This window comes from Amycolatopsis sp. A1MSW2902 (genome assembly GCF_017312175.1).
GTDB lineage: Bacteria > Actinomycetota > Actinomycetes > Mycobacteriales > Pseudonocardiaceae > Amycolatopsis > Amycolatopsis nivea.
Genome location: NZ_QJPO01000001.1, coordinates 1,482,252 through 1,501,754 on the forward strand (window position 1 = coordinate 1,482,252; position 19,503 = coordinate 1,501,754).

Here is a 19,503-nt window from a genome sequence, read left to right on the forward strand (position 1 = left end):
CCGGGAGTCACCACCACGCGCCCCGGCTGGCCCCCACCACACAGGCTGACCGACCCCGGCGCGTGTGCCTGTACAGCGACGTGCAGAACTTTTTCCGCCGCCCATCGCCGTGCGGTGACAAACCATCCGGCACCCGGCCCGGTCGTCGACCGGCCGCGGTCAGCCACGCATCGCGACGCAGTGCCGCGCCTCGCGACAGCGGAGGCACCGGATGGTTTCCCTTCTCGACTGACCATCGCGGTTTCGGACCACTTCGTTAACCGGTTCAGTGATGAACCCCCTTTCGGAGTGAAAGAACCCGCGCCAACGCCTTGGGAGGCGGCCAGCCGTGACCCACCGTTCGAGCACCCCGGCCACCGACGGCCTGTACGACCCCGCCTACGAGCACGATGCCTGCGGGGTGGCGTTCGTCGCGGACCTGACCGGTCGCCGAGACCATCAGATCGTGGCGAAAGCCCTTGTCGCGCTGAAAAATCTGGAACATCGCGGGGCACGCGGGGCGGAACCGGACACCGGGGACGGCGCGGGCCTGCTCATCCAGGTGCCGGACGCGTTCTACCGCGAGGTCGCCGGGTTCGAGCTGCCGCCAGAGGGCAGCTACGCCGTCGGCACCGCGTTCCTGCCGCAGGACGAAAAGCGCCGCGGCCGCGCCATGACCACCATCGAGCGGATCGCCGCCGAGGAGGACATGCGCGTGGTGGGCTGGCGCGAGCTGCCGGTCGACACCGCGCACTGCGGCCCGACCGCCGCGCAGACCATGCCGCACTTCACCCAGCTGTTCCTGGCCGGGCACAAGGACAACCTCGACGGCCTCACCCTCGAGCGCGCCGCCTTCTGCGTGCGCAAGCGCGCCGAGCACGAGCTGGTCGAAGACGACGTTTACTTCCCGTCGCTGTCTTCGCGCACGATCGTCTACAAGGGAATGCTGACCGAGCCGCAGGTCGAGAAGTTCTTCCTCGACCTCACCGACGAGCGCGTGACGAGCGCCATCGGCCTGGTGCACTCCCGCTTCTCCACCAACACTTTCCCGTCGTGGCCGCTCGCGCACCCGTACCGCTACGTGGCGCACAACGGCGAGATCAACACTCTCAAGGGCAACCGCAACTGGATGGACGCCCGCGAGGCGCTGCTCGAGACGGACCTGATCCCGGGCGACCTCAAGCGGATCTACCCGGTCATCACGCGCGGCGCGAGCGACTCGGCCTCCTTCGACGAGGTGCTGGAGCTGCTCCACCTCGGCGGCCGGTCGCTGCCGCACTCGGTGCTGATGATGATCCCGGAGGCCTGGGAGAACCATCAGGAAATGGACCCCGCGCGCCGCGCCTTCTACGAGTTCCACTCCACGCTCATGGAGCCGTGGGACGGGCCGGCGCTGGTGGCGTTCACCGACGGCGCGCAGATCGGCGCGGTGCTGGACCGCAACGGCCTGCGCCCGGGCCGCTACTGGGTCACCGACGACGGGCTCGTGGTGCTCGCCAGCGAGGTCGGCGTGCTGGAGCTGGACCAGGCGAAGATCGTCCGCAAGGGACGGCTGGAGCCGGGCCGGATGTTCCTCGTGGACACCGTCGCGGGCCGGATCGTCGAGGACGAGGAGATCAAGGGCCAGCTCGCTTCCGAGCACCCGTACGACGAATGGGTCGACGCCGGGCTGCTGCGCCTGGAGCAGCTGCCCGAACGCGACCGCGAGGTCCCGCTGCACGCCGCGCTCGTGCGCCGCCAGCAGGCGTTCGGCTACACCGAGGAAGAGCTGGAAACCATCCTCGAGCCGATGGCCCGCACCGGCGCGGAGCCGATCGGGTCGATGGGCAACGATTCGCCCCTGGCGTCCCTTTCGTCCGGTTCGCGCCCGTTGTTCGACTACTTCATCCAGCTTTTCGCCCAGGTGACCAACCCGCCGCTGGACGCGATCCGCGAGGAGCTGGTGACCGCGCTCGGCACGCAGATCGGCGCGGAGCCGAACCTGCTGGCCGCGGACGCGTCGTCCTGCCGCCGGATCGTGCTGCCGTTCCCGGTGCTGGACAACGACCAGCTCGCGAAGCTGGTGCACGTCAACGACGACGGCGACCTGCCGGAGTTCCAGGCGGTCACCGTCATGGGCCGGTACAAGGTCAACGGCGGCGGGGACGCCCTGGTGCAGCGGCTCGACGAGATCCGCGCCGAGGTGTCCGAGGCTATCGAGGACGGCGCGCGGCTGATCGTGCTATCCGACCGCGGGGTCGACGCCGACCACGCGCCGATCCCGTCGCTGCTGCTCACCGGCGCGGTGCACCACCACCTGGTGCGGGAGAAGACGCGCACGCAGGTCGGCCTCATCGTCGAGGCGGGCGACGCGCGCGAGGTGCACCACATCGCGCTGCTCGTCGGCTACGGCGTGGCCGCGGTGAACCCGTACCTGGCGATGGCGACGGTCGAGGAGATGGCGCACCGGGGCCTCATCCCGGGCGTGACTCCCAAGCAGGCCACCACGAACCTGATCAAGGCGCTCGGCAAGGGTGTCCGCAAGACCATGTCCAAGATGGGCGTGTCCACTGTGGCCTCCTACACCGGCGCGCAGATCTTCGAGGCGGTCGGCCTCGGCGCCGAGGTGATCGACACCTGTTTCACCGGAACCACTTCCCGGCTCGGCGGCGTCGGCTTCGACACGCTCGCCGAGGAGGTTTCGCAGCGCCACGTGCGGGCCTTCCCGGTCGACGGCGTCCGGGCCAGCCACCGCGAGCTGGAAACCGGCGCGGACTACCAGTGGCGGCGCGAAGGCGAACCGCACCTGTTCAACCCGCAGACGGTGTTCAAGCTGCAGCACTCCACGCGGTCCGGGAAGTACGACATCTTCAAGGAGTACACGAAGGCGGTCAACGACCAGGCCGAGAAGCTGCTGACGCTGCGCGGGCTGTTCGACTTCAAGTTCGGCGACCGCACGCCGGTGCCGATCGAGGAGGTCGAGCCGGTTTCGGAGATCGTGAAGCGGTTCGCCACCGGGGCCATCTCGTACGGCTCGATCTCGATGGAAATGCACCAGACGCTGGCGATCGCGATGAACCGCCTCGGCGGCAAGTCGAACACCGGCGAGGGCGGCGAGGACCCGGAGCGGCTGTACGACCCGGAGCGCCGCTCCGCGGTCAAGCAGGTCGCGAGCGGCCGGTTCGGCGTCACCAGCGAGTACCTGGTGAACTCCGACGACATCCAGATCAAGATGGCGCAGGGCGCGAAGCCCGGCGAGGGCGGGCAGCTGCCCGGCGGCAAGGTGTACCCGTGGATCGCGAAGACGCGGCACTCCACGCCGGGCGTCGGGCTGATTTCCCCGCCGCCGCACCACGACATCTATTCCATTGAGGACCTGGCGCAGCTGATCCACGACCTCAAGAACGCCAACCCGGACGCGCGCATCCACGTGAAGCTGGTCTCCGAGGTCGGCGTCGGCACGGTCGCGGCGGGTGTGTCCAAGGCGCACGCGGACGTCGTGCTGATCTCGGGCCACGACGGCGGCACCGGCGCCTCGCCGCTGTCCTCGATCAAGCACGCGGGCGGACCGTGGGAGCTGGGCCTGGCCGAAACGCAGCAGACGCTGCTGGCCAACCGGCTGCGCGACCGGATCGTGGTGCAGACCGACGGCCAGCTCAAGACCGGCCGCGACGTCATGATCGCGATGCTGCTCGGCGCCGAGGAGTTCGGTTTCGCGACCGCGCCGCTGGTGGTGTCGGGCTGCATCATGATGCGCGTCTGTCACCTCGACACCTGTCCGGTGGGCGTCGCGACGCAGAACCCGAAGCTGCGCGAGAAGTTCAGCGGCAAGGCGGAGTACGTGGTGAACTTCTTCGAGTTCATCGCCCAGGAGGTCCGGGAGTACCTGGCGGAGCTGGGTTTCCGGTCCGTCGAGGAGGCCGTGGGCCACGCCGAGCTGCTCGACAAGCGCAAGGCGGTCGACCACTGGAAGGCCGCCGGGCTCGACCTGTCGCCGATCTTCCACGTGCCCGAGCTGCCGCCGCGCGCGGTGCGGCACCAGACCGTCAAGCAGGACCACGGGCTGGACAAGGCGCTCGACAACACGCTGATCCAGCTCGCCGAGGGCGCGCTGGCGGCGGGCGACAAGGTGCGGCTGGAACTGCCGGTGCGCAACGTGAACCGCACCGTCGGCACCATGCTCGGGTCCGAGCTGACCAAGAAGTGGGGCGGCGAAGGCCTTCCCGACGACACCATCGACGTCACCTTCACCGGCACCGCGGGCCAGTCGTTCGGCGCGTTCATTCCGAAGGGCATCACGCTGCGGCTCTACGGCGACGGCAACGACTACGTCGGCAAGGGCCTCTCCGGCGGGCGGATCGTCGTGCGGCCGCCGAAGGAATCGCCGATCGTCGCGGAGGACCACATCATCGCGGGCAACGTGATCGCGTACGGGGCCACGAGCGGCGAGATCTTCATCCGCGGCCAGGTCGGCGAGCGGTTCTGCGTGCGCAACTCGGGCGCGCTGGCGGTCGTCGAGGGCGTGGGCGACCACGGCGGCGAGTACATGACCGGCGGCCGGATGGTCGTGCTTGGCAAGGTCGGCCGCAACTTCGCGGCAGGCATGTCCGGCGGCGTCGCGTACGTGCTTGACCTGCCGGCGCACCGGGTCAACCCGGAGATGGTCGACATCGACCCGCTGGACACCGCGGACGTGGACTTCCTCCGCGAAACCATCGAAAAGCACTACAACGAAACGGAATCCGCCGTCGCGCGGGCCTTGCTGGCGGACTGGGACAGTGCGGTCGACCGGTTCGGCAAGGTCATGCCGAAGGACTACAAGCGCGTGCTCGCCGCCCAGGTGGCGGCCGAACGCGACGGGCGGGACGTGAACGAGGCGATCATGGAGGCCGCACATGGCTGACCCCAAGGGCTTTCTGACCACCACGCGCGAGGAACCGAAGCGGCGTCCGGTGGACCTGCGGCTGATGGACTGGCGCGAGGTCTACGAGGACTTCGCGACGACCAAGCTGGAGAAGCAGGCCGGGCGCTGCATGGACTGCGGGATCCCGTTCTGTCACCAGGGCTGTCCGCTCGGGAACCTGATCCCGGAGTGGAACACGCTGGTGTGGCGGGAGGACTGGCAGCAGGCGGCGGACCGGCTGCACGCCACGAACAACTTCCCGGAGTTCACCGGCACGCTGTGCCCGGCGCCGTGCGAAACCGCGTGCGTGCTCGGCATCAACGACGACCCGGTGTCGATCAAGCGGGTCGAGATCTCGATCATCGACCGGGCCTTCGAGGAAGGCTGGGTCACGCCGCAGGTCCCGGTCGCCAAGACGGGCAAGAAGGTCGCCGTCGTCGGGTCCGGCCCGTCCGGGCTGGCCGCGGCGCAGCAGCTGACCCGCGCGGGCCACACCGTCGTGGTCTACGAGCGCGCGGACAAGATCGGCGGGCTGCTGCGGTACGGCATTCCCGAGTTCAAGATGGAGAAGTTCCGCCTCGACCGCCGCCTCGACCAGATGCGCGCCGAGGGCACGGAATTCCGGACGTCGGTGAACGTCGGCGTGGACGTCACGGTCGAGGAGCTTCGGGAGAACCACGACGCGGTGGTGCTGGCGGGCGGCGCGACGGCGTGGCGCGACCTGCCGATCGAGGGCCGTTCGGCCGAGGGCATCTACCAGGCGATGGAGTTCCTGCCGCCGGCCAACCGGGTCGCGGCGGGCGAGCTCGAGGAGTCGCCGTACTCGGCCAAGGGCCTCGACGTCGTGGTCATCGGCGGCGGCGACACCGGCGCGGACTGCGTCGGCACGTCGCACCGGCAGGGCGCGAAGTCGGTGACCCAGCTGGAGATCATGCCGAAGCCGCCGGAGTCGCGTTCGGACGCGCACCCGTGGCCGACGTACCCGATGATCTACCGCGTCACGTCCGCCCACGAGGAGGGCGGCGAGCGGCTGTACTCGGTCAACACGCAGGAGTTCCTGGCCGACGAGAACGGCCGGGTGCGTGCGCTGAAGCTGGTCGAGGTGCGCAACGAGGGCGGCAAGTTCATCCCGGTCGAGGGCACCGAGACCGAGTTGCCCGCGCAGCTGGTGCTGCTGGCGATGGGCTTCCTCGGCCCGCAGCGCGAGGGCCTGCTGACCGACTTGGGCGTGGAGCTGGACCAGCGCGGCAACGTCGTGCGGGACAAGGACTTCAAGACCACTGTGGACAACGTGTTCGTGGCGGGCGACATGGGCCGCGGGCAGTCGCTGATCGTGTGGGCGATCGCGGAGGGCCGCTCGTGCGCGGCCGGCGTGGACGCCTTCCTGACCGGCCGGGGCGTGCTCCCGGCCCCGATCGCGCCGACGGACCGGCCGATCTCCTGAGGACTCGGAGCAAGGCGCGTCAACGTCGCCGCGCCTGCTCCGTTCAGACTCGGGGCCAAGCGCGGCAGCGTCGCCGCGCTGAGCCCCATTCAGTTTCGGGGTTGACGCGTCACTGCCGCCGCGCTGGCCCCGGCTGTCGGACGGGTGCGACAACGGCGTCGCACCCGTCCTTTTTAATGCGCGGCCCCGTCGTCGTACGCGACCTCGCCGCCCACGACCGTTGCGCCGACGGTGATCTCGCCGATCTTCGCTGGGGCGACCGTCAGCAGATCGTCGCTCAACACCGTGAAGTCAGCCAGCTTCCCCCGGCTCAACGTGCCCTTGACCTTCTCCTCATGCACCGCATACGCCGAACCCACCGTGTACGCACGCAGCGCTTCTTCGGCGGTCACCGCTTCCTCCAGCCCGATCGGCTGCCCAGCCGCAGTCCGGCGGTTGACCATGTCGTGGATGCTCAGCAACGGCGACGCCGCGACCACCGGAGCGTCCGTGCTGCCCGGCAGAACCACACCGGCGTCGAGGAAACTCCGCATCCGATACGCCAGCCGACTGCGTTCCGGGCCGAGCGCGGCGAGCAGTCCGTCGCCGATCTCGGACAGGAACCGGCCCTGTGGCACGGGAATCACGCCCAGCTCCGCGATCCGGGCGACAGCGGCATCGTCGGCGACCGCGCAGTGTTCGATGCGGTGCCGGACGTCCTCGCGCGGATACTTCTGCTGAGCTTCCTCATACGCATCCAGGACCGCTCCGAGAGCCGCGTCGCCGATCGCGTGCGTGGCGATCTGCCAGTGGCATCGGTGCGCCTCGAGGATGTAGCGACGAAGCTCGTCTGGCTCGAACAGCATCAGCCCCTGGTTGCCGGGGGCGTCCTCGTAGTCGCAGCACATCGCGGCGGACCGGCCGATCAGCGAGCCGTCGGAGAGGATTTTGACCGGGCCGATGCGCAGCCGGTCGTCGCCGGCGCCGGTGCGCACGCCGAGGTCGAGCCCGAACCACTCGCCACCGGGTTCGAACGGGCCGCAGTCGCGCAGGGCGGTGATGTAGGGCATCACCGTCATCCGCACGCCCAGCAGCCCGCGTTCGCGGGTGCGCTGGAAGGAATCGAAGTCGGCGCGGCCATGGCCGATGCCGTCGACGGTGCCGATACCGGGCTCGGTGACGCTGGTCAGGCCGTCTTTGAGGGCGGCGTGCGCACCCGCGGCGATGTTGGCGATGACCTCTTCGGTCGCTTCGGGACGCAGCAGGCGGTCGACCAGGACGGTCGCGCGTTCCTGCAGCAAGCCGGTGGCGCGGCCGTCCTCGTCGCGCACCACGGAGCCGCCGGGAACGTCCGGCACACCCAGCCGGTCCGGATATCCGGCCAGGGCAAAGGCTTCGGTGCTCGCCACGGCCATGTGCCGCGACGTGTGCGTGAGCCAGACCGGCCGTCCTCCGGCGGCGCGGTGCAGGGCTTCGGCGGTAGGGTGCGCGCCGATCTTGTTCTGGTCGTAGCCCGCGCCGGTGACCCAGGCGTCGGCGGGCAGCGTCGCGGCTCGCTCCGCCACGGCCTGGTAGAGCGCGTCGAGCGTCGGCGCGGCTTCGGCGGAGACGTCCAGCCCGCGGATCAGCTTGCCGCGCATGCTCAAGTGCTGGTGCGCGTCGTTGAGGCCGGGGACGACCGGCGCGCCGCCGAGGTCGACCACCGTGTCCGCAGCGAGACCGCGGACCTCGTCGTCGAATCCGACGATCCGGCCGCCGATCACACCGAGCGCGGTCGCTTGTGGACGGTCCCGGTCCAGCGTGGTGAAACGTCCATTGTGGAATAGCGCATCGAGACGCACTGAGCTCATCCTTGTCGGGTCAGGGTTTTTGCGGAGTCGGCGACGGCCGCGGTCCGGCGGGCTAGCGCCAGGACGCAGGTGAGGGTCAGCGTCAGCAGCACGACGTGGTAGATGACGACGGGCCAGATCGCACCGTGCGTCGCGTTGAGCAGCGCCTGCGCGATGAACGGCGTGGTGCCGCCGAAGATGGTGCTGCACAGCTGATAGGACAGGGAGATTCCGGTGTACCGCAGGTGAATCGGGAAGCCGCGGGTGAGGAATCCGGCGAGCACCGCGTAGTAGCCGGAGCCGCACACGGTCGCGACCGCGATCCCGACAAACGCCAGTCCCGGATTGCCGGACGCGATCAGCAGGTACATCGGCACGGTCACCACGATGTTGCAGCCCAGCGAAACCGCCATGAAGCGCGTTTCGCCGACGCGTTCGGCCAGCCGCGCCGCGACCGGCTGCCAGCAGAACTGCACCACGGACGCGCCGAGCAGCACGTACAGCATGGTCTGGCGGCCGATGCCGAGCTCGTTCGTGGACCAGGCGAGGACGAACGTGTTGCTGAAGTACGCGGCGGCGATGCCCATGATGCTCGCGCCGATGCCGAGCAGCACGGTCCGCCACGCAGTCCGCAAGACCTCGACCAGCGGCACCTTCGCGACGGCGGCTTTCGCCTTGGCCCGCACGAACTCCGCCGGTTCCTCGACCTTCAGCCGGATCAGCAGGCCCAGCGCGACCAGCACCCCGGACAGCAGGAACGGCACCCGCCAGCCCCAGGTCAGGAACTGCTCGTCCGGCAACGCGCTCACGGCGAGAAAGACCACTGTGGACAGAATCGACCCGGCGGGCGAGCCCTGCTGCGCGAACATCGCGAAGTACGATCCGCGTCCGGCAGGCGCGTTCTCGGCGGCGAGCACGACCGCGCCGCCCCACTCCCCGCCGACCGCGACGCCCTGCACCGCGCGCAGTGCGACGAGCAGCAACGGCGCGGCGATGCCGATCTTGGCGTACGTCGGCAGCAGCCCGACCGCGAAGGTCGCGAACCCCATCAGCAGCAGCGTGACGACCAGCGTGTTCTTGCGCCCGACCCGGTCGCCGAGGTGCCCGAACACGATCCCGCCCAGCGGCCGGGCGAGAAAGCCGACCCAGAACGTGCCGAACGCGGCGAGCACGCCGGTCGCCGGGTTCAACTCGGGGAAGAACAGCTTCCCGAAGACCAGCGCGGACGCGGTCCCGTACAGGTAGAAGTCGTACCACTCGATCGCCGTCCCGGCGAAGGAGGCGAGCGCGGCCCGGCGGCCGGTGGCGGTTTCGTGGTTCACGGGCAACTCCCTGGCGGCGGTGTTCCCCAGAGTCTTCGTCCCGCGACCTATGCTGTCCAATACCTGTCCGGACCCATTCCGATACCTCGGAGGCATAGGCGTGGAACTGCGTGTGGTGCGTTATTTCCTGGCCGTCGTGCGGGAAGGCTCGGTCACCGCCGCGGCGCGTGCCGTCCGGGTCGCGCAACCGTCGCTGTCGCGGCAGCTTCGCGCGCTGGAAACCGAACTCGGGGTGGCGTTGTTCTCGCGGTCGCCGGGCTCGCTCACCCTCAGCGCGGCAGGCACCCGGTTCGTGCCGATCGCCCAGGACCTCGTGCGCCGCGCGGAGGAGGCCAGCGCGGTGATGGCGGCGATCGGCCGCACCGAGGACACCCCGCTGACGCTCGTCGCGCCGCCGAGCACAGTGGACAGCCTGCTGGCGCCGTTCATGGCCACCGGCAAGGCCGGACCGGTGCTGCGAGACGCGTTCCCGGTCCCGCCGGACCAGGTTTTCGACCGGCTCCTGCACAGCAGCGCCGACCTCGGCATCTCGACGTCCCCGCCGCCCGCGCAGCTGGAAACCGCGGCGCTGGGCCGGGTCCTGGTCAGCGCACAGGTCCGGCCCGGCCACCGCTGGTACGACGCGGAGTCCATCCCGCTGGCCGAACTGGCCACCGAACCGTTGCTGGTGATGAACCGCAGCAACGCCGCGCGCCTGGTCGTGGACGAGGCGTTCCACCGCGCCGGACTCATCCCGGCCGAGCTGAACGAAACCGGCTCCCCCAGCGTCGCCCAGGCCCGCGCCGCCGGCCGCGGCGAGGTGTGCCTGGTGACCGATCTGGTCCGATTCGGCCTGCGCTCCATCCCGATCGAAACCGCCGACGGGATGCTGACGGTGCCGCTGTACGCCGGATGGCGGCGGGACCACTACGCCCGGCCGTCGATTCTGGCGCTGATCGAGGGGTTGCGCGAGTTTCGTGGCGCGCTGGGCGAATGATCAGCACTCGGTGAGAAGTTTTCTTTGCGGCGCAACGGGTTTGACTACTTCGTCGCGGCGCCGACCTCCCTTACCCGCCGGACCACCGCAGCAGGCCACCACCTCTGCTGCACGATCTCGCGGTAACACTTCACCCGACTCGGTGACCCGGCGGCCCGATCCGTGCTAAACAGTGCGGCGATGGGAAAACTGACCCGCCGGGCCCGGGCCACGGCCGACTATCTCGTCTTCGTCGGAGCCGGGGAATGGCCGGTCGCCGTGTCCGCGCTCGGGGTCGTGCTCGGCGCCGTCACGATCCTGCCGAGCGCGTTCGGAGTCGTCGTGTCGATCGTCGCGCTCCTGCTCGGCCTGCTGACCCTCGTGCGGGACATCCGCCTGCTGCGGAAACGGTGGGCCGGTTACGAGTTCACCGCGATCGTCGCGCCGTTCCCGATCGCCGACACCCCGCCGCCGCAGGCCTATCCCGACGCGCAGTACCTGGCGGTTCCCTCCCGCGGCACCGCATTGGTCAGCGACGCCATCGACGCGGCGCTCGCCGAAACCACCTTCAGCATCACCGTCGCCGAGGACCCCTACCGGCTGCCCGCGAAGCTGAAGGCCACCGCACCGCACGTGCTGCCGTTGCGGGCTCGCGGCCGGTTGCTGTTCAACGGCCCGATCGTCGGCATGCGCGGCGAACCGCTGCCGGTCGCGGGGGCGCGGCCGGCGCCGATCGTCCTGCATCGCGCCCGGTTCTTCGACGCGGTCTGCTCGAACGAACTGGCGTCGCTGCGCATCACGAACTCCGCCGACGGCCACGAGTACGACCTGCGCAACGAGGAATTGACCGACTCGTCCGGCGCGCTGCGAACCCTCGGCGCGAGCACGCTCGCCGACCTCGTCGGCGTGTCCACGATCGCGTTCACCTCGGACGGCCTGCTCGTCGTGGTCCGCCAGTCGGCCCGCAACTCGGCCAGCGGGCTTCTGCTCGCCCCGTCCGGAAGCGGCAGCCTGGAACCGCGGGATCTCCTTACCCCGCAAGGAGGAACCCGCCGGACCCTGCACACCGCGGTGTGTGCGGGAATGGAACGCGAACTGTGCGAAGAGGCGGCCGTCCGCCCCAACGAGATTTCCGAGACGCGGCTGACCGGCTTCGCACGCTGGCTCGAACGCGGCGCGAAACCGGAGTTCTTCGGCGTGACCCGGCTGTCCGTCGACAGCACTGAACTGACCAGCCGCCGCACGAAGGGCGCGGAACGGCTTTACAGCGCCGGAGTCACCGTCCTGGAAATCGATCTGGCCGCGCTGGGCCAGGAACTGGCCGACGGGGTACCGGTGGCCGAAGCGAACGCCTTGCCGCCCCGGCTGCGCGACGACAGTTCCCTGCCGCTGCTGCTGTGCCTGCGCAGCGCCGCGCTGCGGGTCAGTACGCGTTCTTGATGACGAAGTAGGACCCGCGGATCGTCCCGGCGAGCTTCGACTTCTGGCGCGCGAACTTGAACTTGTCGGCGAGTTCCTCCGGGACGTCCATCCCGTCGGAAAGCTTGAACCCGACGGCCCGCTTGCCGCCCTCTTCGAGGGTGTACATGACGTTGATCGACAGGCCGCTCTCGTAGAACACGTAAGACATCCGGATGCCGTCGACCTCGAATTCGGTCGCCTCGAGCGGCCGCGAGGCGATGACGAGATCGCGTTCTTCCTTGAGGATCCGGTGCACCCGGTCGATGATCTCCGGGACCTCGGCCGCGGGCTCGACGGTGAAGACGTGGTCGTACTTGTTCTTGAAGTAGCGCGCCTCGTTCGCCCGCAGCCCGGCGAGCGCGTCCGCGACCGGGGAAGACTCCAGGCCGACAGTCGACACGGCGGTGAAATCGACGGCGTAGGACATGATCCGCACTCCCGGGCTGGGTTTGATCGCGACGCTCGGCAGAATACCCGGGGAAAACCCTTCGGCAACCGGAGCGGCCGCCGAACCCCGGTTTCCCTCGAAGACGCCCAGTGGGGGAATTTCGTGCAGGGCTTACGGTGGCGGGGTGCGCAACCACCTGATCGACCTGGCCGTGGCGCTCGCCGTGCTAGGCCTGACGCTGGCCGGCGACCTGCCGGACGCGGACCATCCGTGGTTCTGGCCGGTCGCGGTCGCGGTGATGTTCCTGGCCGTGCTCCTGCGCCGCCGGTTCCCGTTGCCCGCGATGCTGGTCTCGGTCGGCGTCGCGCTGGCCACGCCGCCGTTGTGGGGCACCTCCGTCACTCTTTACACGGTCGCCTCGCTGCGCGGGCTCCGCTGGCCGACCGCGGTCGCCGTGCTCGCGGAAACCGGGCTGCTCGTGTCGTTCGTCCGGCCGGCGAACCTGCCGGACTGGAAGACGTTCGGGCTCGCCCTCGTCATGGAGGTCGTCGTCCCGACGCTGGCCGGGCTGTGGATGCACCAGCGCGCGGCCTTGCTCGCGGCCCTGCGCGACCGCGCGGAGCAGGCCGAACGCGAGCGCGACCTGCTCGGCGAGCGGGCTGTGACGGCCGAGCGGCGGCGGATCGCGCGCGAGATGCACGACGTCGTCGCGCACCGGGTCAGCATCGTCGCGCTGCAGGCGGGCGCGCTTTCGGTGCGGGCCAAGGACGACGAGACCGCGCAGCTCGCCGAGGTGATCCGCGAATCGAGTTCCGCCGCGCTCAACGAATTGCGCGACATCCTGAAGGTGCTTCGCGACGACGGTCCGGAACCGCGTTCGCTGCCGGATCCGACGCTGGGCGGGGTCCGCCAGCTCGCCGACGACCTCGCCACCGCCGGTGCGCAGGTGCGCGCCAGCCTGCCGGAGCCGATGCCGGACGTGCCCGACCCGATCGGGCGCGCGGCGTACCGGATCGTGCAGGAAGCGCTCACGAACGCGGCGAAACACGCGCCGGGAACGACCATCGACGTGCGACTGTCCACATCCGACAACGACCTGGTGGTCGAAGTGGCCAACCCGCTCGCCGATTCGTCCGGGCTGCCGGGCGCGGGCTACGGCGTGATCGGCATGCGCGAACGCGTCACGCTGACCGGCGGAACGCTCCGCGCCGGCCCGGACGGCACGGGCAGCTATCGGGTGCGGGCCGCGTTCCCGCTGCGAGCGGAGGAATCGTGCTGAAAATCCTGCTGATCGACGACGAGGTGCTCGTGCGCAGCGGCATCCGGATGATCCTGGAGTCCGACCCGGGGATCGAGGTGGTCGCGGAAGCGGGCGACGGTCGCGAAGCGCTCGCGCTCGTCCGCGAACACCGGCCCGACCTCGTGCTCACCGACGTGCAGATGCCCGAGGTCGACGGCCTGGAGGTGACCCGCCTGGTGACCGCCGAACCGGACGCGCCCGCGGTGGTCGTGCTGACGACGTTCGACCTGGACGAGTACGTGCACGAGGCGCTTCGCCACGGTGCCACGGGTTTCCTGCTGAAAGACACACCGCCGCGCGAGCTGATCAAGGCGATGCACGTGGTGGGCAGCGGCGAGGCGATGCTGTCGCCGTCGATCACCCGGCGACTGCTGACGCACTTCGCCACCGCCGCCACGCCGACGCCCGCCCGCGCCCGGCTCGAGCCCCTGACACCCCGCGAACGCGAGGTCGCTGTGGCCGTCGGGCAGGGTTCGAGCAACGCTGAGATCGCCCGTGAGCTGGGGCTCAGTGAGGCGACCGTGAAGGTCCACTTGGGACGGATCATGGCCAAGACCGAAGCCGCCAACCGCACGCAAGTCGCGATTCTGGTGCACGACGCCGGACTCGCTTGAACCGTCCAGTCAGGGAGCTCCCGGCGGCACGAACGGCAACCCGCCCGGCGCGCCCGCCTCCGCCAGCGCCATCAGCATACCGGTGTCCACTTCGGACTGGATCGCGTCGGCCAGCCGGTCCAGCATGTCCTCGCGCAGGTCCGCGAACCCCGGCGCGCCCTCGGCCGCCCGCCATTCGATGCCCGCCTGCGCCGCCGCTTCGGCAAGCCAAGCGCGCCGGAATCCGTCGTTCTCCAAGGCGCCGTGCCACGTCGTGCCCCAGACCGAACCGACGCGGTAACCGTCCAAAAACGACTCCGCGTCCGCCGGACCGGCGCTGCCGTGGTGGATTTCGTACGCGTCCACACGATGCCCGCGCCATTCGCCGACCGGACGGCCGAGCACCTTCTCCCCCGCGAACGTCACTCGCGTCGGCAAGAGCCCAAGCCCGTCCACCAGACCGGCCCCGGATTCGACGTCGTCCTCAATGGACTCCGCGAGCATCTGGTACCCGCCGCAGATCCCCAGCACCGGACGCCCCGCCGCGGCCCGCGCCGTCACTGCGTCTGCCAAACCCCTGCTGCGCAACCACTTCAGATCGTCCACAGTGGCCCTCGATCCCGGCAGCACGACCAGGTCCGCCGCGGCGACGGTGTCCGGATCGGCGGTCAGGCTCACCGTCACGCCCGGCTCCGCCGCGAGCGCGTCCACGTCGGTCGCGTTGGACGCCCGCGGGAACCGCACCACCGCGACGCGCAACCCGCGTTGCGCGGCTTCGTGCCGCCATCCGGCCGCGGCGAGGGCGTCCTCGGAGTCGATCCACACCCGGTCCAGCCACGGCAGCACGCCGAGCACCGGCCGCCCGGTGACCTTCTCCAGACTGTTCAGACCCGGCTGCAGCAACCCGACGTCACCGCGGAATTTGTTCACCAGCCAGCCCGCGACCAGCGCCTGGTCCTCGGCCGACAGCAACGCGAGCGTGCCGTACATCGCCGCCAGCACCCCGCCGCGGTCGATGTCGCCGACCACCAGCACCGGCAGCGAAAACCGCCGTGCCAGGCCCATGTTGACGTAGTCGCCGGAACGCAGGTTGATCTCCGCCGGGCTGCCTGCGCCCTCGCAGACGACGAGGTCGAACCGTTGCTGCAGCTCGGAAAACGCCTCGAAGGCGATCTCCGCGAGCCCGGCCCGGCCAGTGGCGTACTCCCCGGCTTCGAGGGTGCCGTACGGCTTGCCGAGCGCGATGACGTGACTGCGCCGGTCGCTGCCCGGCTTGAGCAGCACCGGGTTCATCGCCGCTTCCGGCTCCACCCGCGCGGCCCGCGCCTGCAGCCACTGCGCGCGGCCGATCTCCGCGCCGTCCGCGCAGACCATCGAGTTGTTCGACATGTTCTGCGCCTTGAACGGCGCGACCCGCACGCCGCGCCGCGCGAACCAGCGGCAGATTCCGGCGGTGACCAGGCTTTTCCCGGCGTCGGAGGTGGTCCCGGCGATCAGCAGCCCGCTCATCCCGCCACCGTAATGCGTGCAGCGGCCGGTCCGGTGAACCGCCCCGCACTCCGCGACCTGGTCACCGCGATCCCGGCCGCGACCGCCAGCGCCGCCGCCCCGACCAGCCGCGACAACCGCACCGCCCGGCGCAGATCGCTCGCCCCCGGCGGACGACCGTCGCCCAGCGTGCTCCGGCGCTCGACCTCGCCGTGATACGTGTTCGTCCCGCCGAGCCGGATGTCCAGCGCCCCGGCGAAAGCCGCCTCGACCTGTCCCGCATTCGGGCTCGGATGCGCGCTCCCGTCGCGTCGCCAAGCCCGCCAAGCCGACCGGGCGTGGCCGCCGGCGAGCGGCGCGGTCACCGCGGTCAGCACCGCGCCGACGCGTGCAGGCACCAGATTGGCCCAGTCGTCGGTGCGCGCGGCGAACCAGCCGAAGTTGCGGTGCCGCGGCGAGCGGTAGCCGACCATCGCGTCGAGGGTGTTCACCGCGCGGTACCCGAGCAGCCCCGGCACGCCCGCGACCGCGCCCCACAGGAGCGGCGCGACAACCGCGTCGGAGGTGTTCTCGGCGATCGATTCGGTGGCCGCGCGGGTCAGCTCGGCCGGGCCGAGACCGGTGGCGTCGCGCGCGCAGAGGTGGCTGAGCCGCTGCCGGGCGGCAGGCAATTCACCCGATTCGAGTAATCGCGCCATTTCGCGGCCCTCCGCAGCGAGCCCGCGGCCGCCCAGGACGGCCCACGTCGCCGCCGCCGTCAGGACAAATCGGACACCTGGCCGGTTCCGGGCGGCTCGCTCCGCGAGGATGCCGAGCCCGGCGGCCGATCCCGCGCAGACCGCCGCGTACGCCGCCCCGCGCGGCTTGGAATCGGCCCACCACCAGCGTTCCAGCTGGCCAGCGGCGGTGCCGAAGGCCGCGACCGGATGTCCCCGGCGCGGGTCGCCGAAGCAGGCGTCGGCGGCGTATCCGGCGATCAGCCCGGCCGCGGTGACGGCTTGTCGGAGTGGCACGTGGCGAACCGTAGCGCTAGGGAGAGAATGCCGGGTATGACCAAGCTGACGCACCGGCTCGCCGGGTCTCTCGAAACCCTGGCGCAGGCCCTCCGCCGGTACGGACGCGACGACGGCAAGGTGCTCGTTCTCGGCGGGGTCCGCTCGGGCAAGTCGAGGCACGCGGAGCGGCTCGTCGCGCACCACCCCCACCTCGTGTACGTCGCTCCCGGGCTGCCCCCGTCGGCCGAGGACCCGGAATGGGCCGCCCGGGTCGAGGCGCACCGGGCCCGCCGCCCGCGCCACTGGACGACGGTCGAGACCACCGACCTGGCGACCGTGCTGCGCAACGCGACGAGCCCGTTGTTGATCGACTGTCTCGGCACCTGGCTGTCGCGGGTCCTCGACGAGGTCGGCGCGTGGTCGGGCAAAACGGGCTGGGAGCGCAGACTGGACGATCGGCTCGAGGATTTCCTCGCCGCGTGGAGCCAGGCCCGGGTGCCGATCGTCGCGGTCAGCAACGAGGTCGGCAGCGGTGTGGTGCCCGCAACGGTGTCCGGACGGCTGTTCCGTGATGTGCTGGGCGCACTCAACAACCGGGTGTCCGCCGACAGCGACCGGGTGTCGCTCATCGTCGCCGGGCGGGCGCTCGACCTTCCGTGAGGAGCCAGCCGTGCCGAGTTTCGCCATCCCCGTCCCGGACGCCGCCGCCCGCGCCGCCGCCTTGGAGCGCCTGGACGGCCTGGTCAAACCGGTCGGCTCGCTCGGTCGGCTGGAAGAACTCGCGGCCTGGCTGAGCGCCGCGCACGGGGCGGTCCCGCCGCGCCCGCTGGACGACGTCCGCGTGGTCGTCTTCGCCGGCGACCACGGGGTGTCGGCGCAGTCGGCGTACCCCCGCGAGGTCACCGCGGCGATGGTGCGCGTGTTCCTCGCCGGGCGAAGCGGGGTAACGGTCCTCGCGGCACAAGTCGGGGCTTCGGTGCGGGTAGCGGACATCGCGGTCGACTGGGACGCCTCGGACGTTCCCGCCGAAGTCACCGCCCACAAGATCCGCCGCGGTTCGGGCGCCATCGACGTCGAGGACGCGTTGGCTCCCGGCGAGGCACTTGCCGCGTTTGAGGCGGGACGGGCCATCGCTGCTTCGGAGTCCACTGCGGACGTTCTCATTCCCGGCGACATGGGCATCGGCAACACGACCGTCTGCGCCGCGGTCGTGGCTTCTGCGCTGGGCCTTCCCGCAGCTGAGGTGGTGGGCACCGGCACCGGGGTGTCCGGGGAGGCCTTGGAACGCAAGACCGCTGTCGTCGCCGCTGCCCTGGCGCGACGCCCCGTGACCGACCCCTTCGACCGCCTGACCGCCCTCGGCAGCGCCTGCCTCGCCGCGACGGCCGGTTTCCTGGTGGAAGCGGCCGTCCGGGGAATCCCGGTGGTGCTGGACGGAATCTTCTCGGCGACGGCGGCCTTGGTGGCCCGGGACATCGCGCCCGGGGCTGAGCAGTGGTGGCTGGCCGGGCATCGTTCGACGGAGCCCGCGCAAGCGTTTGCGTTGAAGGCGCTGGGGTTGACGCCGATCCTCGACCTGGGTTTGCGCCTCGGCGAGGGCAGCGGGGCGGTGCAAGCCGTGCCGACCCTGCGCGCGGCGCGCGCGGTAATCGCGGAGATGGGTTTGCTGGCGGACCTCGGGTGACCGGGGTGCGCGAAGGACAGGCCTTGCGCCGGAGTCGGTTCGAGGCTTGGCCTGGGGGCGGGGTTGTGGTTCGGGCCGGGGTTGTGGCTGGGGTTCGGCTCGCGGATCCGGCTGGAGTCCGGGCCGGGGTTGTGGCTGGGGTTCGGCTCGCGGATCCGGCTGGAGTCCGGGCCGGGGCTTTGGCTGAGGTTGAGCCCGGCGTCCGGCGCGGGACTCGGTCCGCGGATCGGCGCGGCATCCATTCCGCTGGGGATCGCCCCAATGTGGCATTGGGTGCGCTAGACGCACCCAATGTGGCATTCGGTGCATCCCACGCACCCAACGCCGCATTGGGGCGCGCCTCGTGACCCGGCTCAGCGACGGGATCCGCCTCGCCGTCGGCACCCTCACCACCGTCACGGTGCCTGCGCCGCGCGTGATCGATCGACGGGTCGCGGGTGTCGCGATGGCGCTCGGCCCGCTTGCCGCGCTCCCGCTCGCCGCGGTGGCGGGGCTCATCGTCGCGGGCGGGACTGCGATCGGGCTCCCCGCGCTGGCCGTAGCCGCGCTGGCGCTGGGGGCGGTAGCCCTGGGCAGCCGCGGACTGCACCTCGACGGACTGGCCGACACCGCCGACGGACTCGGTGCCTCCTACGACCGCGCGAAAGCCCTCGACGTCATGCGCCGCGGCGACTCCGGGCCCACCGGGGTCGCGACGTTGCTCTTCGTCCTGCTCGTCCAGACCGGCGCGCTGACCGGCGCGATCGCCCACGGACACGGCATCGCGGCCGCGTCGCTATCCGTCCTCTGTGGACGGTGTGTGCTCTCGCTGTGCTGCGCACGAGGAGTCCCCTCGGCCCGGCCGGAAGGCTTGGGCGCGACGGTCGCCGGATCGGTCCCGGTCCTGGTGGCCGTGCTGGTGTTCGCACTCGCGGCGGGCTGCGCCGCGCTGGCGCCGGGTTTGCCGTGGTGGCGAGGGGTTCTCGCGGTGGCACTCGGGTACGCGGCCGCGGCGGTGCTGCTGGCCCGGTGCGTCCAGCGCATCGGCGGAGTGACCGGCGACGTCCTCGGCGGGTGCGTCGAAGTGGCGGTGGCCGCGGCGTTGCTGGCGACCGCCTAGGTCGCATACCAGGCGTAGTCCAAACCGGACAGCTGACCCACACAAGGATTTCCGCCACGAAAACGCGCCGCTCACATCGCCGTCCGGGACGCCGCCGGGCGCGGT

The 19,503-nt window shown here is 70.8% G+C and carries 14 protein-coding genes; 9 read left to right on the forward strand and 5 right to left on the reverse strand.

Going from position 1 to position 19,503, the window contains the following annotated elements:
• The first annotated feature begins 328 nt into the window (after nucleotides 1-328).
• Together gltB and DMP23_RS06930 are read left to right on the forward strand one after the other, a co-directional pair.
• Entirely contained in the window at nucleotides 329-4,861 is a 4,533-nt protein-coding gene (gene gltB, locus DMP23_RS06925; RefSeq protein WP_337820493.1) for a glutamate synthase large subunit, read from the forward strand.
• Nucleotides 4,854-6,305: a glutamate synthase subunit beta gene (locus DMP23_RS06930; protein ID WP_275294267.1), complete on the forward strand. Its 1,452-nt coding sequence runs from the start codon at nucleotides 4,854-4,856 to the stop codon at nucleotides 6,303-6,305. The genes gltB and DMP23_RS06930 overlap by 8 nt, the downstream gene beginning before the upstream one ends.
• A gap of 173 nt (nucleotides 6,306-6,478) precedes the next feature.
• On the opposite strand, the gene DMP23_RS06935 is transcribed toward DMP23_RS06930, so the two are convergent.
• Nucleotides 6,479-8,134, reverse strand: a complete 1,656-nt coding sequence (locus DMP23_RS06935) for an amidohydrolase (protein ID WP_337820494.1) — start codon at nucleotides 8,132-8,134, stop codon at nucleotides 6,479-6,481.
• Complete coding sequence (locus tag DMP23_RS06940; protein WP_037817577.1) at nucleotides 8,131-9,435, reverse strand: MFS transporter; 1,305 nt, start codon at nucleotides 9,433-9,435, stop codon at nucleotides 8,131-8,133. The genes DMP23_RS06935 and DMP23_RS06940 overlap by 4 nt, the downstream gene beginning before the upstream one ends.
• Nucleotides 9,436-9,535: 100 nt before the next feature.
• On the opposite strand from DMP23_RS06940, the gene DMP23_RS06945 reads away from it, so the two are divergent.
• Both DMP23_RS06945 and DMP23_RS06950 read left to right on the forward strand, forming a co-directional pair.
• Complete coding sequence (locus DMP23_RS06945; protein ID WP_337820495.1) at nucleotides 9,536-10,411, forward strand: LysR family transcriptional regulator; 876 nt, start codon at nucleotides 9,536-9,538, stop codon at nucleotides 10,409-10,411.
• Between the two features lie 180 nt (nucleotides 10,412-10,591).
• Nucleotides 10,592-11,830 carry a hypothetical protein gene (locus DMP23_RS06950; protein ID WP_337820496.1) on the forward strand — a complete coding sequence of 413 codons (1,239 nt, stop codon included), beginning with the start codon at nucleotides 10,592-10,594 and terminating at the stop codon, nucleotides 11,828-11,830.
• Here DMP23_RS06950 and DMP23_RS06955 read toward each other — a convergent pair.
• A complete protein-coding gene (locus DMP23_RS06955) occupies nucleotides 11,814-12,278 on the reverse strand; it encodes a phage tail protein (protein WP_337820497.1) in 465 nt (154 codons plus the stop codon). The genes DMP23_RS06950 and DMP23_RS06955 overlap by 17 nt on opposite strands.
• A gap of 145 nt (nucleotides 12,279-12,423) precedes the next feature.
• Here DMP23_RS06955 and DMP23_RS06960 point away from each other — a divergent pair, with 145 nt between their 5' ends.
• A complete protein-coding gene (locus DMP23_RS06960; RefSeq protein ID WP_337820498.1) occupies nucleotides 12,424-13,518 on the forward strand; it encodes a sensor histidine kinase in 1,095 nt (364 codons plus the stop codon).
• A gap of 2 nt (nucleotides 13,519-13,520) precedes the next feature.
• Nucleotides 13,521-14,153, forward strand: coding sequence for a response regulator (locus DMP23_RS06965; RefSeq protein ID WP_443111334.1), 633 nt, complete (start codon nucleotides 13,521-13,523; stop codon nucleotides 14,151-14,153).
• Nucleotides 14,154-14,162: 9 nt separating this feature from the next.
• Here the strand turns inward: DMP23_RS06965 and DMP23_RS06970 are convergent, their stop codons facing one another.
• Nucleotides 14,163-15,641, reverse strand: coding sequence for a cobyric acid synthase (locus DMP23_RS06970; RefSeq protein ID WP_337820500.1), 1,479 nt, complete (start codon nucleotides 15,639-15,641; stop codon nucleotides 14,163-14,165).
• Nucleotides 15,638-16,633: a cobalamin biosynthesis protein gene (locus tag DMP23_RS06975; RefSeq protein WP_337820501.1), complete on the reverse strand. Its 996-nt coding sequence runs from the start codon at nucleotides 16,631-16,633 to the stop codon at nucleotides 15,638-15,640. Before DMP23_RS06975 ends, DMP23_RS06970 begins: the two co-directional genes overlap by 4 nt.
• Before the next feature lie 36 nt (nucleotides 16,634-16,669).
• On the opposite strand from DMP23_RS06975, the gene DMP23_RS06980 reads away from it, so the two are divergent.
• The 3 genes from DMP23_RS06980 to DMP23_RS06990 all read left to right on the forward strand — a co-directional run bounded on the left by DMP23_RS06980 (nucleotide 16,670) and on the right by DMP23_RS06990 (nucleotide 19,398).
• Complete coding sequence (locus DMP23_RS06980; protein WP_037817588.1) at nucleotides 16,670-17,275, forward strand: bifunctional adenosylcobinamide kinase/adenosylcobinamide-phosphate guanylyltransferase; 606 nt, start codon at nucleotides 16,670-16,672, stop codon at nucleotides 17,273-17,275.
• A 10-nt stretch (nucleotides 17,276-17,285) separates the two neighbouring features.
• A complete protein-coding gene (cobT, locus tag DMP23_RS06985) occupies nucleotides 17,286-18,299 on the forward strand; it encodes a nicotinate-nucleotide--dimethylbenzimidazole phosphoribosyltransferase (protein WP_337820502.1) in 1,014 nt (337 codons plus the stop codon).
• Between the two features lie 343 nt (nucleotides 18,300-18,642).
• A complete protein-coding gene (locus DMP23_RS06990; RefSeq protein ID WP_337820503.1) occupies nucleotides 18,643-19,398 on the forward strand; it encodes an adenosylcobinamide-GDP ribazoletransferase in 756 nt (251 codons plus the stop codon).
• Nucleotides 19,399-19,503 lie beyond the last annotated feature (105 nt).